The sequence below is a fragment of the Loktanella sp. S4079 genome (assembly GCF_000967725.1).
GTDB lineage: Bacteria > Pseudomonadota > Alphaproteobacteria > Rhodobacterales > Rhodobacteraceae > Yoonia.
Genome location: NZ_JXYE01000003.1, coordinates 242808 through 259279 on the forward strand (window position 1 = coordinate 242808; position 16472 = coordinate 259279).

At 56.4% G+C, this 16472-nt stretch carries 14 protein-coding genes; 7 read left to right on the plus strand and 7 right to left on the minus strand.

Annotated elements, in window-relative coordinates; genetic code table 11:
* Positions 1–40 precede the first annotated feature (40 nt).
* Complete coding sequence (locus tag TW80_RS10520) at positions 41–670, plus strand: SGNH/GDSL hydrolase family protein (RefSeq protein ID WP_045997363.1); 630 nt, start codon at positions 41–43, stop codon at positions 668–670.
* The gene (locus TW80_RS10525; protein ID WP_045997364.1) at positions 667–1101 is read left to right on the plus strand and encodes an NUDIX hydrolase; all 435 of its coding nucleotides are present in this window, start codon (positions 667–669) and stop codon (positions 1099–1101) included. Before TW80_RS10520 ends, TW80_RS10525 begins: the two co-directional genes overlap by 4 nt.
* Here TW80_RS10525 and TW80_RS10530 read toward each other — a convergent pair.
* On the minus strand, positions 1068–1787 hold the full coding sequence (locus TW80_RS10530; RefSeq protein ID WP_045997365.1) for a phosphodiester glycosidase family protein: 720 nt from the start codon (positions 1785–1787) through the stop codon (positions 1068–1070). The genes TW80_RS10525 and TW80_RS10530 overlap by 34 nt on opposite strands.
* Complete coding sequence (gene rbfA, locus TW80_RS10535; RefSeq protein ID WP_045997633.1) at positions 1784–2182, minus strand: 30S ribosome-binding factor RbfA; 399 nt, start codon at positions 2180–2182, stop codon at positions 1784–1786. The genes TW80_RS10530 and rbfA overlap by 4 nt, the downstream gene beginning before the upstream one ends.
* Positions 2183–2279: 97 nt before the next feature.
* On the opposite strand from rbfA, the gene dapB reads away from it, so the two are divergent.
* Positions 2280–3089 (plus strand): 4-hydroxy-tetrahydrodipicolinate reductase, encoded by an 810-nt coding sequence (gene dapB, locus TW80_RS10540; RefSeq protein WP_045997366.1) that lies wholly within the window; start codon positions 2280–2282, stop codon positions 3087–3089.
* Between the two features lie 15 nt (positions 3090–3104).
* On the opposite strand, the gene TW80_RS10545 is transcribed toward dapB, so the two are convergent.
* The 3 genes from TW80_RS10545 to truA all read right to left on the minus strand — a co-directional run bounded on the left by TW80_RS10545 (position 3105) and on the right by truA (position 10012).
* Positions 3105–7370, minus strand: coding sequence for a translocation/assembly module TamB domain-containing protein (locus TW80_RS10545; RefSeq protein ID WP_239450527.1), 4266 nt, complete (start codon positions 7368–7370; stop codon positions 3105–3107).
* Positions 7367–9142, minus strand: coding sequence for an autotransporter assembly complex protein TamA (locus TW80_RS10550; RefSeq protein WP_045997368.1), 1776 nt, complete (start codon positions 9140–9142; stop codon positions 7367–7369). Before TW80_RS10550 ends, TW80_RS10545 begins: the two co-directional genes overlap by 4 nt.
* Positions 9143–9241: 99 nt before the next feature.
* The gene (truA, locus tag TW80_RS10555; protein WP_045997369.1) at positions 9242–10012 is read right to left on the minus strand and encodes a tRNA pseudouridine(38-40) synthase TruA; all 771 of its coding nucleotides are present in this window, start codon (positions 10010–10012) and stop codon (positions 9242–9244) included.
* A gap of 93 nt (positions 10013–10105) precedes the next feature.
* On the opposite strand from truA, the gene TW80_RS10560 reads away from it, so the two are divergent.
* Positions 10106–11518 (plus strand): YcjX family protein, encoded by a 1413-nt coding sequence (locus TW80_RS10560; RefSeq protein WP_045997634.1) that lies wholly within the window; start codon positions 10106–10108, stop codon positions 11516–11518.
* On the plus strand, positions 11515–12504 hold the full coding sequence (locus tag TW80_RS10565) for a YcjF family protein (RefSeq protein ID WP_045997370.1): 990 nt from the start codon (positions 11515–11517) through the stop codon (positions 12502–12504). Before TW80_RS10560 ends, TW80_RS10565 begins: the two co-directional genes overlap by 4 nt.
* Before the next feature lies 1 nt (position 12505).
* Here the strand turns inward: TW80_RS10565 and TW80_RS10570 are convergent, their stop codons facing one another.
* Both TW80_RS10570 and TW80_RS18085 read right to left on the minus strand, forming a co-directional pair.
* On the minus strand, positions 12506–13498 hold the full coding sequence (locus TW80_RS10570; RefSeq protein ID WP_045997371.1) for a DUF2125 domain-containing protein: 993 nt from the start codon (positions 13496–13498) through the stop codon (positions 12506–12508).
* Positions 13499–13559: 61 nt separating this feature from the next.
* A complete protein-coding gene (locus TW80_RS18085; protein WP_162197162.1) occupies positions 13560–13724 on the minus strand; it encodes a hypothetical protein in 165 nt (54 codons plus the stop codon).
* 456 nt (positions 13725–14180) lie between these two features.
* On the opposite strand from TW80_RS18085, the gene TW80_RS10575 reads away from it, so the two are divergent.
* Together TW80_RS10575 and TW80_RS10580 are read left to right on the plus strand one after the other, a co-directional pair.
* A complete protein-coding gene (locus TW80_RS10575; RefSeq protein WP_045997372.1) occupies positions 14181–15821 on the plus strand; it encodes an FAD-binding dehydrogenase in 1641 nt (546 codons plus the stop codon).
* Positions 15822–15946: 125 nt separating this feature from the next.
* Complete coding sequence (locus TW80_RS10580) at positions 15947–16363, plus strand: phage tail protein (RefSeq protein WP_045997373.1); 417 nt, start codon at positions 15947–15949, stop codon at positions 16361–16363.
* Positions 16364–16472 lie beyond the last annotated feature (109 nt).

Sequence of the window (16472 nt, forward strand, 5' to 3'; positions counted from 1 at the left end):
GACACTTTACCAATCGGCTTTCCACCCATAGCGTGCAGCTATGACAAAAACACTGATGACTTTTGGCGACAGTAATACGCATGGAACGCCCCCGATCCAACAGCGCGGACTATACGCGCGTTATGACGTGCAAACACGTTGGCCCCAGGTCGCCTTGCGTGAACTTGGCGATGACTGGTCCCTGATCGAAGAAGGGTTACCTGGTCGGACCGCCGCCTATGCCGACCCGGTTATGGGCGCACATATGAACGGGCAGATCGGTTTGCGCATTGCGCTCGAAAGCCACGGACCGATTGATAGGCTCGCGATTATGCTCGGGACGAATGACCTCAAGGCGCATTATGGGCTGACCCCACAGGGCATCACTGCTGGTATTGCCGGGCTATTGGCGATTGCAAATTCTGAGGAATACCAGACCCGACATAGTGGGTTCGACGTGTTGATCATTTGCCCGCCATTGGTTTTGGAACAGGGTCCGATTTCAGATGTGTTCTATGGGGCCGCCGAAAAGTCGGCGAAACTTGCACCGCTCTACGCTGATCTTGCCCAGCATTGGGGCGCCGCTTTTCTAGATGCCGCGCAACACGTCAGCTCAAGTCAAATCGACGGTGTGCATTTTGATCCAGAGGGACAAATTGCGCTTGGGCGTGCGGTGGCCGCCATCCTATGACGCCGAGACTCGCTGCTATCGCCGTTGTCGTGCGGGCGGGGCAAGTCCTATTGGCCCGCCGCAAAAATGAACCGGATGCGGGGCTATGGGGTTTTCCCGGCGGGCACGTTGATTTTGGTGAAACCGCGCTCGATGCTGCGGCCCGCGAGTTACGCGAAGAAACGTCGGTCATTGCTGAACCACAGAAATATCTGACTAACATTGATGTCATCACCAGAAATGCAGAAGGGCAAATCACCTATCATTTCTTGCTAGCGGCGGTTTTATGTGAATACCGATCAGGAACGCCACATCCGTCAGATGACGTCAGCGAAGCACGCTGGTTTGATTTCTCTGCGATCCAAAACCTGCCAACCAGCGCCAATGTTGCCGAGGTGGTCAACCTCGCGGCCAATGCTTATTCGACAACCCCAACAATCGGACCAAGCTGAAACCCGAAATCTGACCGGCGCAGGTCCGTTGCATAAAGGCGGGACACCTTACCATCAAAATACAAAGCATTCGGCAGCTTCAGGTAGTCCCGGAAAAAGCTGCCAAATTCGTGAAACGTCACCGCGTTATTGGAAATCGCAAACACCGCCTGCGTGCCATCGGTTGTGGTGCCTACGCCATTGCGCAGATAACGCGAGGTACTGTCGATCAAAAACCTTGGATGTAGCTCTCCGTTGATGACCAGCATTGGTCCAGATTGTGTGGCATCACGACATTGCGGATTCCGCGCAAGATAATCGCCCGTTTCATAGACTTGGGCTGCCCCATCATTCACACAAAAAACACCATTGGGCAGCAGCCCGAAATTTCCGGGCCCAGCATTTGGGATCACCCGCATTTCCTGCCTACCGTTTTGGATGTAATGGCCAACGGGTGAACGATCGTCGTGATACATGCCTGCGTTCATGGCAAAGACCAAAGTCTGCCCCTTGGCAAAATCATCGACCGCAGAAAAGCTGCCCAGAACTTCGCCCTCTTCGTCACGCAGGAACAAGCGCAGGTCTTCTTGTGCAGCGTCAACGTGGCAGGTGGTATAGCTGTTGCCAGCATAGTCCACGTCACTGCAGGTCACGGCCCCGGCTGGGGCCGCCACCCATAACATTGCAAGAGCTGCGAACCGCATCATTCCTTGTCGAGGTCCTGACGCACATGTTCATCCGCGAGCAACGCGCGGGTCGCATCCATTTGGTCAAAGGTCCCGTCGATCTCAAAGCGTAGCTCTGGCGCGAATTTCATCGTGCCACCCTTAACGACAAGATGCCTGACCTCGTGCCGATTGCGTCGCAACGCAGCAAGAGCCTCTTCTTTGCCGTGCCCGCCAAGCGGCAGAATAAACGCTGTCGCGATGCTCAGATCAGGGGACATGCGCACCTCGCCCACTGTAATGGACATGCGGTTGAGTTCCGGGTCATGCACGTCACCGCGTTGCAGAACCTCGGACAGGATGCGGCGAAACTGTTCGCCCACGCGCAACATACGTTGTGTGGGTGCCTTGCCGTCGCGATTTGATTTCTTAGCCATGCCACAGATGTAGGCCTGTTCGTGAACAAAGCCAAGCAAGGCTTTGCGTCATTTGCAATCCATGGCTAATAGGGAACAAACGCAAAGGAACAGACCAATGACAGATACTCCAGGCATCGTAATCACCGGCGGATCAGGCAGAATGGGCCAGATGTTGATCAAGACGGTTCTGGCGTCAGACAAATGCCGTCTGGTCGGGGTGGTTGATCGGGCGGGTCACGATTGGATTGGTCAGGACATTGGGACCGCGATGGGCGGGCAACCAATTGGGGTCACAGTTACTGATGACGCGCTCGAGGCGTTTGCCAAGGCACAGGCAGTGATCGACTTTACCTCGCCAGCGGCAACTGTCGGATTTGCCGAATTGGCTGCGCAGGCACGCGCGGTGCATGTGATTGGCACCACAGGCCTGACCGACGACGATCTCGCCGCGATCAAAGCTGCGGCGCGTCATGCCGTTGTCGTGCGCGCTGGGAACATGTCGCTTGGGGTAAACCTATTGGTGAAACTCACCCAGAAAGTTGCCGCTGCATTGGACGAAGATTTCGATATCGAAGTGATCGAGGCGCACCACCACCATAAGGTTGATGCCCCATCGGGCACTGCGCTGATGCTGGGCGAAGCAGCGGCCGAAGGGCGCGGCGTTAATCTGAATGACGTACGCGACAGTGGACGCGACGGGATCACCGGGGCACGCAAACGCGGTGATATTGGGTTCACCGCAATTCGTGGCGGCGACATCGTTGGCGAACACGATGTTATGTTCGCAGCCCCCGGCGAACGCATCGTTTTGCGTCACCTCGCCACGGATCGTGCGATATTTGCCCGCGGCGCGCTCAAGGCGGCGCTATGGGGACAGGACAAAGGCCCCGGCGAATACGATATGATGGATGTTTTGGGGCTCTAAATCCCCAAGACACCTTTAGTAGTCACGTTCAAAGAACACACCGACGCTGGTCTCACCCTCTTGATCAACGCTTCCTTTGGCGGTGATTTCATTGGTGATATCAAGGTTCAGGTTGATCTCGGTCTCGCCTTCGCTGGTGATGGTCACGTCGGTGTAAACATTCTCGGATAGGTATTTGCCACCGCGCACAGCAGCGTTCCCCTCTTCGTCAGTGGTAACGTCAAAATCATCCAGCCCGATATTTTCGCGCAGACGATCAACGGCACCGCCGCCTTTACCCGCCAGCGTACTAATCGCCGAGGCAAGCTGCACCGCTTGCAACGGGCTGATGCTTTGTAAATCCCGACCAAAGATCAATTGGGCGAGCACCTCATCCTGCGGCAGTTCAGGCACAGATTCAAACCTGACCTCGGGCTCGTTTGCCGGGCCTTCAATGATGATATTGATGGTTGTCCCGGTTGAGGATTGCGTCGTCGCGACCAGCCGCAGATAGGGCGAGAAATCGCCTTGCATCGACGCGCTCCCTTCGGTCAGATCAAAGCGCTGTTGCAGAATATCAATCCGGCCACGCACCAGTTCAAACCGCCCAACAGGCACGACATTGGCGGTCGTGCCACCGATCGTCAAACGGCCACCCAGTTCGGCATCCAGCCCCCGACCACGGATAAAAATCCGCGATGGCGCATCAACCACGATGTTCAACGGATAGGCACGGCTGGAACCGCCCCCACCACCCCCGCCACTGGTCGCGGATTGTAGAACGCCCGCACGGCGAAGCGTTTGCCGAACTGCCTGATTTTCTCCGATGTGCGTTACAGTTGGCAGATCACCCAGCGAACTGATGCTAGACGATGGAACCTGAATATCAGTCTGGCCAAGGGTCAGCCGTCCTGCGATCCGCGCGCCCCCATCAACAGGGCCCTGCATCGTGATTTGCCCGTTAACCGTCGTTGAATATAGCTCTGGATCTTGCTGCACCACATTGTCGAAAACCAAGGCAAGGTCCGCCTGCCGACTGCCTGTCAGCCCAACGGGCCCTCGAATTGTAATGGCACCGCCGCCTTCGACTTGGGCACGCAAGTCAAACTGCGCAGCACTACCATTGAGGCTGATTTGTCCGCCGATATCCGACAGAGCCTGCTTCAATGTCGGGGCTGTCAGACGTCCCTGCGCAAAAGTCACCCGACCATTCACCGAAGTCAGCGCAGGTGGCCCATTGATCCCAATATCAAAATTCGCAGTCCCGCTTAGTCGGCGCGGATCAATCGCGGCATTCGCGAGCGCGAGCGGCGCGCTACCGTCAATATCAATCTCCAAGCGCCCTGACTGACTTACTTGACCGGCGATGTCCGCACGCAGACCGCCGGGGCCTGTGCCAGTTGCATCAATGCCCCAATTGCCTGCCTCATCTAGCGACGCTGAACCCGTCGCACGCACTGGCCCGCTGATCTGATCGGTCAAGACACCGACATCACGCAAACTCGCATTGAACCGGCCCTGACCATACCCAGATGCGCCATTCAGCGCACCAACGATTGATACCTGCGGTGTGGATACCTCTAGGGTGCGCACCGCCAAGGTCCCGTTCTCCAATCCAAGCGCGGCGTTGACCCGCCCCGTGCCTGCGATCAATGGATCGACGCTCGGGTTCCCGATCTGAAGGTTCTCGCTCTTGGCGCTAAGCGTTCCGTCAAACTGGGTCAGATCCGGCAGAATATGCCCGGATGCATTCAACGACACGCCCCCTGACAATGGCTGCCCGACAAGCGCTGCAAAGACACCAAGGTCCGCCAGATCAGCAGCTAGGTCGCCTGTGACGGCGTAGCCCTCGGCGGGCGGTGCGATACGCGCATCTAGCGACACATCGGTTTGCGGCCCAACCAAACGCACGACCGCATTTGTTGCATTATCGTCGCCCGGTTCGGCGTCAATCGATAGCGTGACTGGCCCGCTCAGCGTGGGTTCAAGCACAGCGGCATCAAACACACGTAGGTCAATGTCGGCGGTCGTCGCGCCCTGTGCCCGCAACGCTGCATCCCCCCCCAACACCAAGGCTGGCGTTTGCAGGTTCAATCCAGAAACCAAGAGCGTTTCTTGCGCCGGGCGTGCCACCGAAACGGTGAATTGCCCCGCCCCCGTGATCAAAGGATCGATCCGTTCGATCCCACTCACCAAATCATTGGTGTCGCCCGTAACATTGACGTCAAAACGCATCCCATCGGTCAAAAGTACACCATTTGCCGTGATATCAGCGGCGCCTTCCAATGGCTTGCCGACCAATTGTGCATAGCGCGACAGATCAGAAACCACAGCCTGCGCCTCGCCATTTATGGTTTGACCGTTCTCAGAGGGGTTCATCGTGGCTTGCGCGGCAAAGGTCGCTGCAGGGGCTGAACCATTCACCGTAATATCCATCACGCCCGCTTCGTCACGTTGCAAGCTACCAATCAGTGACGCTGCGCCAGAAACCCCTGGAACCACAAGGCCCACGTCGCGCAACAGCGCGCTAAGCTGCGCAGTTGTTGTAACGCTGGTCAGCGCGGCTGATGCATTTACAACCGCCGCAGGCGTTTCAATTTTTAGGGCCTCAAGCCGGGTGCCCTCTGTGTCACGAACTGCCTTGGCAGAAAGTTCACCACGCCCCGAAAGAACCGCGTCTGCCTGTTCAATGCCAATAGATAGATCTTGGGTGCGCCCATTCACAACCAAATCAAACAACCCATCCAGTGGCGTCGTCTGAAGCGTCAGCGCCACATCAGCCGACCCGCCCAAATCACGGCCCGCGAGTGTCGAAAACCGATCAAGCCCGGCAACTTGCACATTTGCTTGAAACTCAGAATCAAAGCCTGATTTCGGTCCATCAATGGTGCCCGTCGCGCTGATATCGATCCCCGCACCACGCAGGGTAAACGCGCTGATCTCAGTGGGTTCATCCTCGACGCGTGCCGCGGCAAGCTGGCCTTCGATCCGGTCGCCAAAGGCACGTGCCGCACCCGCATCGTCCAACTGAAGCCCCGTCGCCCCATAGGCGAGGTTGGCCGTGACCTGCCCCAGTAGGTCTCCCTCGCCGGGTTTCAGAATACCGCCGCCGCGCAAACCAATTTGATCAATCAACAAACCTGGGCGATCGTAGCCTTCGACAGTGATTTCTGCGCGCCAATCATCGGCCACAGCCGCGTCATACGCGATGGATAGATCGGCACCGTTCACATAGGTCTTGGGCCCAGATAGTGGCAACAATACGGGTTCACCAGACAGTGGCGTGATTGCCCCGGTCAGGTCGATCAGCTCTGGCCAGCCTTCGTTACCGATATGGACTGCACCATTCAGACTCACGCGTCCGGCGTTTAAAGCGATTTGAGGGATATCAACGCGCCCGCTGTCGGACACCAAAGCCTGCGCCTGTAGCGTTGCATCCGTGCCAAAGAAATCCTGATAGTCAGGGTTAAAGAATGGTGAGATGTCACCACCAATATCGACGCTGACGCGTTGCTGGCCATCACTATTCAACAAGCCAAATCGTCCGTTCACGCGGTCTTGACCGTTGGTTGCGATGGCCAGTGATGCATCATAATCATCAATCGGCGCGTCACCTTCGACGGTTAACCGAATTGCTGGGCGGCCCGGCAAATCCAAGATGCGTGCGGCAATTCCGTCTTGTGCCTCTTCGAGGTTAAGCAGCAAACCAAGCACGCGCGTTGTATTGGAATAAGAACCGTCGATCTCAAAGACGCCCGCCTTGTCCCCCAATCGCGTCGCCACGACATTGGCGTCCCCTTGGCCATCACCAAGCGATGCAGACCCTGTCAGGCTCACTGCGATTGGTTCGCCCAAGAAAGTTTCACCGATTTCGATTCGGTCTACGCGCAACTGATCAAGCGCGATACTGACGGGAAGTTCCGGGAGCGCAAATGGCGTGGCTTCGGCGGCAGGCCCTTGTGCACCGCCCTCGGAAACAGGTGCGCGGGCAACTACGATGCGTGCGGCGCTCAGCTCCTCAACGTCGATTGCGCCGCGCAACAGCGCGCCTCGATTCCAACTCAGCACAACATCTTCAAGGGTTAGCCAAACCCCATCGGCATCCGCAACGGTCAGCACCTCAATTGTTGCGTTCGAGCTAAGCGCGCCTTGGAAACCGATGATATTCACGTCGCGGCTAACCCCAGACAGGTTTTCCTCGATCAGTTCGGTCAGATAGCCTTTGTCTTGTTCTTCTTGTGTCTGAGCGGCAGCCGAAAAGGGCATAAGCAGCGCAAGTACGAGCGAGAGATAATGTTTCAAAACGCTTGTCCAATTCCGATGTAGACCTGTACATCTTTACCTGCATTTTCACCACTGGCCTGCGTTCCGATATCTAGCCGGATCGGCCCGATCCCGGTTTCATACCGCAGCCCCACGCCCGCGCCCGCATGCCAATCACCGTCTTCAAACGGAAGCTCGGTATCCCCAACCTGACCAATATCATAGAAACCAACCAAGGATATTTTATCGCGCACGGTATAGCGCGCCTCGAGCTGTGCACCCGCAAATGACGTGCCGCCTGTCGTCACAGGCGTGCCACCTTGGGTGCTGTCGATCCCAAGCGACTTATAAGGCTGTCCACGAACAGTCCCGCCGCCACCGGAATAGAACAGAAAATCTGCCGGGGCTTCGGCAATGCCTGCGCCTAGGACGCTCCCGAACTGAAGCCGACCAGCAAACGTCAGCTGATCAGAAGCACCAAGACTATAGTAGCCCCGCGCATCCCCGAATACGCGCGCACCGCCAATATCGGTTCCCAAGCTCACAAACGGAGTGAGAGACAGGTCAATATAATAGCCGGATTTAGCGTTGGTTTCACTGTCACGTGCATCATAGGTGGCATCCAGCGGCAGGGTGAACAGCGTATATTCACGCGTGCCAAGATCGCTTTCTTCGCGCGCAGTCAGAAGGCCAACCCCAGCTCGCACAGTCAACTCATCGCTTAGAATACGTGAGAAACCTGTTTCAATCGCAAATTTGTCTATCAGATAGTCGGGCTCATCTTCACGTGACAGCTCTGACGTCAGAAAGAACTCTGTATCGGGGCCAAAGGTGGCCGGGCGTGTGAACTGCCCGCGCAGACGATAATCTGTGCCGCCTGTTTCACCATCAATACCGGATACCTCCATATCCACGCGCAGCCGTTCTGCGCCCCCAAATAGATTACGATGAAGCCAAAACGACGAAACCGTCAGCCCGTCGATTGTCGACATTTCTAGCCCGAACCCAAAGCGACGGCGCTTTGACTCGTTCAGTTGCACTGTCATTGGCAAAACATCGCCCTCGGTCAGGGTATCTGCCGCAGTCACTGCAACGCTGTCGAATGTACCAGTCCGGCGCAACCGCCGCTCAACAGCGTCGATTTCTGCCGGAGAATAGACATCACCAGTGGGAAGGCCAGCAATCTGGCGCACCCGTGCTTCGCTTACGCGCCGATTACCAGTCACTGCTAAGTCACCAAAACGCACAACGGGTCCGGGATCAAGCGCGACAGACACGTCGAGCTTGGCATCTTCGTGGCGCGCCGTGATTTGCTGTGATTGGGTTCTGGCCATCGCATGTCCCTGATCACGCCAGCTGCGTAGCCCCGATGAAACCGCCGAAGACACCCGCCCAGAACGCGCCGTGCGCCGTGGCCCTAAATCTTGGGGTAACTCGGCGCCTGTCGGTAGCGGTGAAATCGACACATTCCCAAACGTGAAACGCCGCCCCGGTAGCACGTTGATCACGACTTCTGAAATTGCTGTGGGTGCGGCAAGCGGCGCAATATTCGCAGCCTCTTTTCCATCCACAGTGATCGAAATCTGGCCTCCGTAATAGCCTTCGGCGTATAGCGCGGTCAGCAATCTGCGATAGTCCGCACGGGCGGCTGCGATATAGTCTTGGGGTACAGCGGTATCATCCAATGCACGCAATAATGACGCATCATCTAAGGCACCGCGAACGGCGTCACTGTTGAGTCGTACATCTTGTGCCTGCGCAGAATTCACGACGCAAAACAAACCCAATGCGAACCATTTAAGATCGGTCAATTGTTGCCCCCTACACTGGCTAACCGGTGGATCACGAATGATTTGCCTTTGACACTAACCAAGCGTCAAAGGATTTACCATTCACATACGCGCAAGGTGTCAGGCAGCAAATGGATCGACGGGGTATTCGACACCCGCAAGGTACAGACCTTGTGGCGGGCAAACCGGGCCGCAAGCCGCGCGATCTTTGGCCTCGAGAGCGGCGGTAACGTCGTCGGCCGTCCACGCACCCGCGCCGACCCGCTCTAACGTACCTACAAAGCTGCGAACCTGATTATGCAGGAACGAGCGCGCCCGGACATGGAACTGATACTCTGTCCCGTTGGCGTGCTGCACCTCTTTGACAGTCAATTCATCCAGTGTCTTAACCGGGCTTTTTGCCTGACAAATAGACGACCGAAAGGTTGTAAAGTCATGCAATCCAATCAGCCGATCTGCACCAGCCTGCATCGCCTGTGCGTCCAACTGATGGTTCACCCGCCATAATTGCCCATCTTGAAAGGTCAAAGGCGCACGGCGCGCAATCAAACGAAAGAGATAGCGCCGCTCTGTTGCGTCAAATCGGGCGTGCCACGCGTCACCGACACGCGCACAATTTACAATGGCGACGGGGTTTGGCTTTAGGTGAAAATTCAGTGCCTCAGAAAGGCGAAACGGGTCCCATTCGCGTTCCATATCGCAATGCGCCACCTGCCCTGTCGCATGCACCCCGGCATCAGTTCTGCCAGCCGCTGCAATGGTGTGCGCGCGCGGTTCTAGCTTGGTCAGCGCCGCTTCGATCGCACCTTGCACAGAAGGCTGGTCATTTTGGCGCTGCCACCCAGCAAAGGGCGCGCCGTCATATTCAACAAGTAGGGCATAACGTGGCATTCATCCCGATTAGGGGTGGGCGGAGATAAAATCAATCCCTACACATCCTGCCATAGCGCTCCTATCTTGGGCTGAAGCATGAAAGGGCCCGCATTGGTTATTGGAACAATTGCAGATCAGATCACTCGCGCTGCGACCGAAGTCACCGATACGCTGACTGCGCCTTTTGCCGATCCGGTGATCAGGCTGGGGGTGACCGGGCTATCGCGCGCTGGCAAGACAGTGTTCATCACTTCTCTTATTGCGAACCTCATGGATCGCGGGCGTATGTCGCAATTGGCCGCCGCTGCCAATGGCTCCATCCAGACCGCGTATTTACAACCGCAACCCGATGATACGATCCCACGCTTTGCCTATGAAACCCACCTTGGGTGCCTGACCGCGACCGAACCGCGCTGGCCAGAGAGCACAAGCCGCATCAGTGAATTACGACTTTCGCTACGGGTGCAACCTACGGGCCTTTTGTCCGGGTTGTCCGGCCCACGCACCGTACATTTGGATATCGTCGATTATCCAGGGGAATGGCTTTTGGATTTGGGGCTGCTTGATCTGAGCTACGCCCAATGGTCTGAAAACGCGTTGGCACATATGACAAACAGACCCGGCGGGCAGGCCTATTTGGACCAGTGCAAAGCAACTGATCCCAATGCAGTGCTTGACGAACCTACGGCGCTCGCGCTTGCGGAAACCTTTACAAGCCACCTGAATCAAAGCCGCGCAGCAGGCTATTCTGACTGCACGCCGGGCCGGTTCATGTTGCCCGGTGAAATGGCGGGGTCCCCGGTGCTGACCTTTGCCCCCTTGCCACCTGCCAGTTTCGGGCGCAAATCATTAGGCCGCGAGTTTGAACGCCGGTTTGAAAGCTACAAGCGCAACATCGTGCGCCCTTTTTTTCGGGACCACTTTGCCAAGATTGATCGGCAGATCGTCCTCGTTGATGTACTGGGCGCGATCCATGCCGGACCCGCCGCTCTCGAGGATTTGCGCAAGACAATGGCAGGCATTTTGGGTGCATTTCGGCCCGGCCGAAACGCCTTTCTCAGCCGCATTTTTCAGGGCCGCCGGGTCGAGAAAATTCTATTTGCCGCGACCAAGGCCGACCATTTGCATCACAGCCAACACCCTCAACTGACTGCGATTACCGAGGCTCTCTTGCGCGAGGCCCGCGACCGCGCTGATTTCTCGGGCGCAAAAACCGCAGCAATGTCGATTGCATCGCTGCGCACAACCGTCGAAGACACGATGGATCACAATGGGCAGCAATTGGATGTCGTGCGCGGACGTCTGTTGGACACTGGCAAACAAGCCGCATTTTATCCCGGCGCCCTGCCCAAGGACCCAGCGCATCTGCTTTCGCCTGCCCGTAACGGCGCGCAGAAATGGCTTGATGCGGATTATGGGGTTATGCGTTTTGCGCCTGCACGACTGACGTTGCAACCCGGCGACGGGCCACCGCACATCAGGCTTGATAAAGCTGCGCAGTTTTTGTTGGGAGATCGGCTATGACACGCGGCCCTATTCTGTTTGACCTTGAGGACAGCAAAGCGGCGCAGCCAGAAACCGCGCCGCCAGTCCCTGATCTAGCGGGCCCACCGCAGGGCGCTGCCATGCAACAGGTGGCCGCCATCGCCGCGCGCAAACCATCATCGCTAGCCCGCTGGTTCTGGGCGATTTTGGTGTCCCTGACGGGTTTCATCGTTTCGCTTACGGCATGGGATTATGTCACGGGCCTCGTTGAAAGGTCGCCAATATTGGGCGGCATCGCCACCGTTCTTGTCGGGCTGTTGATCCTTGTCTTAGCGATCGTTGCCTTCCGAGAGCTTGCCGCATTTGGACGGCTGCGGCGATTGGATTCGATCCAGAACCAAGCGCGCGACGCGCTGAATACCCATGACCTCAAATTTGCCCGCGCGGTTATCGCCGCGCTCAATAAATTGTATGCGCAGCGCCCTGATACGGCTTGGGGTCGGTCGGAACTGGCAGACAAAAGCAGCGATATCATGGACGCAGACGGCCTGATTGGATTGGCCGAACAAACGATTCTCTCTCCTTTAGATGCGCAGGCCCAACGCGAGGTCGAAGCCGCGGCACGGCAGGTTGCCACAGTGACCGCAATCGTACCGCTTGCCTTGGCTGATCTGTTTACCGCGCTGACGGCGAATCTGCGTATGATCCGCAAGGTCGCTGAGATCTACGGCGGTCGCGCAGGAACCATCGGAAGCTGGCGTTTGACCCGTTCGGTGCTGACGCATCTGGTCGCGACTGGTGCTGTCGCCGTTGGCGATGATTTGATCGGATCAATTGCGGGCGGCGGTGTCCTGTCCAAAGTATCCCGCCGCTTTGGTGAGGGTGTCGTGAACGGTGCGCTCACTGCGCGCGTGGGTGTGGCCGCAATCGAAGTGTGCCGCCCCCTACCGTTTCACAGCGCAGAACGCCCCTCGGTCACGGCATTGGTGCGCCGCGCGCTCACCGGTTTGTTCGCTAAATCCTAAGTTACCGCAATCGCGGCGCGGGTCCGATAGGCAGTGGCCCAAGCGACATCATCCCGCCCGCGAATACGACTGGCATCTCCAACGATCCGTCCCCTGCGACCATCGATGATGCAATTGTGGTGACTGTCGGTGCGATATCTGCATCAATCACACCCGCCCCCACCAAGATGTCGATCATGTCGCGCCATTGCTGTGACCGAAATGTGATCCGTCCATCGGGGATACCCTGCCGATCAATCTCCACGCCACCCTGTGCGCGAATGACAACGGGGCCCCATTCTAGGGTGACATTCCGCAGCGTAACGTTCGTCATTTGTGCGGCCGCTGCGCCGCCTTCGAGGACATGTCGATCAAGCGGCCTGTCAAAGGTAATTGCGCTATCAATCACAAATTTGGACACGTCTGTACCCAACTGCCCATTTGGGTCAATCTGCAAGCCGACTTCGCGCGGCAAGCTCAGGTCACCGAGCTCAAAAAACGCATCATAGCGGTTCTCGGCGCCTGTTTGCATCCGCATGGCCGCAATCGCACGCGCGATGGAGATCTCCCAACCCAAATCCGACGCGATCGACAGCGCATCACCTTCAATCGTCGCATTATCAAACGCGAGATCAGTGCGCGCTGCAACTGCGCCACTGGCACGCAAAGAGCTATTGCTGACGGCGATTGTTTGCCCGGCAATTTCTACGATCTGCTCATTCGGAAAAGCCGCGATAACGCGATTCGGCTGATAGCTCAGTGCGAAGACCTGCAGAAAAGGGGCCTGCCACGTCCATTGCTGATTAATCGGCGAGACGGTGATATCGGTCGCAGTCGTATCAAAACGCGACGGAAAGCCAGTGGTGTTCAAATCTGTGTAGGAAATTTGCCAGCCGTCTTGGCGGGCTTCGGTGATCATTGTTTGCGTTGCGCTTTCGACAGCACGATGCCCGACAAACCAGTAGATACTGTAGGCAACCGAAAGAAAGATGACCAGAAAAGTAAGACGCCGCATTTAGACACCCGCGCAGTTATTTTGCGCGCAAACTAGCGGCTGTTGCGGTCCAGCGCGAGCGTTACTTCCGCTCTGCGGCCTTTGTGTTGACGGTCAGACGCTCAAGAATGTCGTCCACATCAGGAAATCGATCAATCGCGCTTGGGTCTGTGTCTGCATTTCCCGATGCAGTCTCACCCTGACGATCGTCAAATTTGAGATTAACGAGTTCTAAGTCTTGGCTCATTTTCCGTTCGCTCGCCATCTTATCATGCCCTTGTCCCTGAAAGCTCTGCGGCCTTCGCGCATGTATTAACTATTGGTTAACGCCTTGATGATTGCGTAAACAAACTCTCAAAAACAATGACTTAATCCAAATCCGCTGTCCAAGTTTTCGGACAGACGGCGCGGAAAAGACATATGTTTGTGAATTTTTGCTTCAATTACAGTTCACTAGATAAAATTCTGCCGTTCCACGGCAGACCCACAGGAGAAAATTTGCTGCACATTTGCAACAGGTGGCCACACCCTATGGTGCATCATCGCCACACTACTCACCCTATACGTGTATTTGAGCGCGTGCAAGAGGATTCGCGAATGCCGCCCCACACGTCTGACGCAACGTAATCGATGTCGTTCTGACATCGGCTGCGCAAAGTCACTTACACTGTAATTCTGGCTGCGGCGAGTTGGGGGGAACCAAATGCAGAATGACGTCATCATCATTGGCGCAGGCTTGGCCGGCCTGGTCGCAGCGCATCAACTGTTGGAACATGGCAAGACCGTGACCATTCTCGACCAAGAGGGCCGTCAGAACCTAGGCGGTCAGGCACATTGGTCTTTGGGTGGGCTGTTCATGGTTGATACCCCAGAACAACGCCGCATACGGATTCGCGACAGTTTTGATCTTGCCTCAAGCGACTGGATGGGCACCGCTGGGTTTGATCGCCCCGAAGACCATTGGCCATTGGAATGGGCGAAGGCCTATTTAGATTTCGCAACGCACGAGATGCGACCCTGGCTGTATGGGTTGGGGCTCCGTTGGTTTCCAGTCGTGGGTTGGGCAGAGCGAGGCGGATCATTTGCACATGGACATGGCAACTCTGTGCCACGCTTCCATATCACATGGGGAACAGGCCCCGGCGTATTGCACCCATTTGTCGAAACGGCATTGGCGGCAGAAAAGGAAGGAACGCTCAAATTTGGCTTTCGCCATCGCGTCAGGCACCTTGATATTGTCGATGGTCGGGTGCACGGCGTCTCGGGTGATATTCTTGCACCTGATGAGGCCGCGCGTGGCGTTGCGACAAACCGTGAAATCGTTAGTGATTTCGATATCCGCGCGGACCAAGTCATCATCACCTCTGGCGGGATTGGGGGCAACCTGGACCGCGTGCATCGCAACTGGAATGCCAAGAAATACGGACCATTGCCCAAAAAGATGGTCTGCGGAGTCCCGGCCCATGTCGATGGGGCAATGCTGGACACAGCGCAATCAGCAGGGGCCGCTTTGATCAATACAGATCGGATGTGGCACTATACCGAAGGTCTGCAAAACTGGGACCCGATCTGGCCAAATCACGGCATCCGCATTCTGCCCGGACCATCATCCATGTGGTTTGACGCAACCGGTGAACGGATGCCCGCCCCCTGCATGCCCGGCTTTGATACGATGCGGACGCTGCACGAAATTTGCAAACGTGGTCATGACCATAGCTGGTTCGTCCTGACCCAAAAGATCATCGAAAAGGAGTTTGCCCTGTCGGGTTCCGAACAGAACCCAGATCTGACCAGCGCAAAATGGAAAGACGTGCTGAAGGCGCGACTTGGCAAAGGTGCAACGCCAGCGGTCGAGGCATTCAAAGAACATGGCGCCGATTTTGTCGTCGCCGAGGACTTTGATGAATTAGTCGCGGGAATGAACCGGATCGGCGGCGGCATGATCGACCCCACACATCTGCGTCATCAGATCGAGGCGCGCGACGCGCAGATCGACAATCCATTCACCAAAGATCCCCAAATCGCCGCAATTCACAGTGCGCGAAACTATCTGGGTGACAAACTGCTGCGCACGGCGAAACCACATAAGATCTTGGACCCGACGAATGGCCCGTTAATTGCCGTTAAATTGCATATCGTAACGCGCAAGACGCTTGGCGGGCTGCATACCGATCTTGATGCACGCGTGTTTGGCGAAAACGGAAAAATTATTGATGGTCTTTTTGCCGCGGGCGAAGCCGCTGGATTTGGCGGCGGCGGGTATCATGGGAATAATGCACTAGAAGGAACATTTCTGGGTGGATGCATCCATTCAGGCCGCCGTGCCGGGCGCTCGGCACAATAGCGCCAACTCACCAAACGTCATCTTATTTATGTGCGAATTGTCACTGACTTTCGCCGTGCTTTTGCCGACTACGGTTGTACGTGAACACGTAAAACGCGCGTAACCTACTGGAGTCTAGGATTCGTATGGAACCTTTATTGGGGCAGATTGTCCTTTTTAGCGGTAACTTCGCCCCGCGTGGTTGGGCGTTTTGCAATGGGCAACTCTTGGATATCGCATCGAACGAAGCACTTTTCGCAATTCTGGGAACAACATATGGCGGTGACGGCCACACATCGTTCCGGCTTCCTGATCTCAGGGGGCGTGTTCCGATGCATGCTGGGGATGGGCCCGGCCTGACGCCACGTCGGCTAGGCGAACAGACCGGATCAGAGCGTCGCAATGGTTCAACTGTTGAGCAACTGGAACTGCAAGGCAGTGTCGCAGGACAAAACATGGCACCTCAGCCGAACAGATTCGGCACGTCTGACGACAATATGCAGCCAACACTCTGCATGAATTACGTCATTGCCCTCAAGGGCACTTTCCCCAGTCGCAACTAAACCTATAGTTGTAGGTTGCTGAAGTTTTTGTGAAAATCCTCGCAAATATGTGTCCTAGCGCACAATGATTGTCGGCATGCACAGGTACGCTGAAGTTATGTAGTATTCC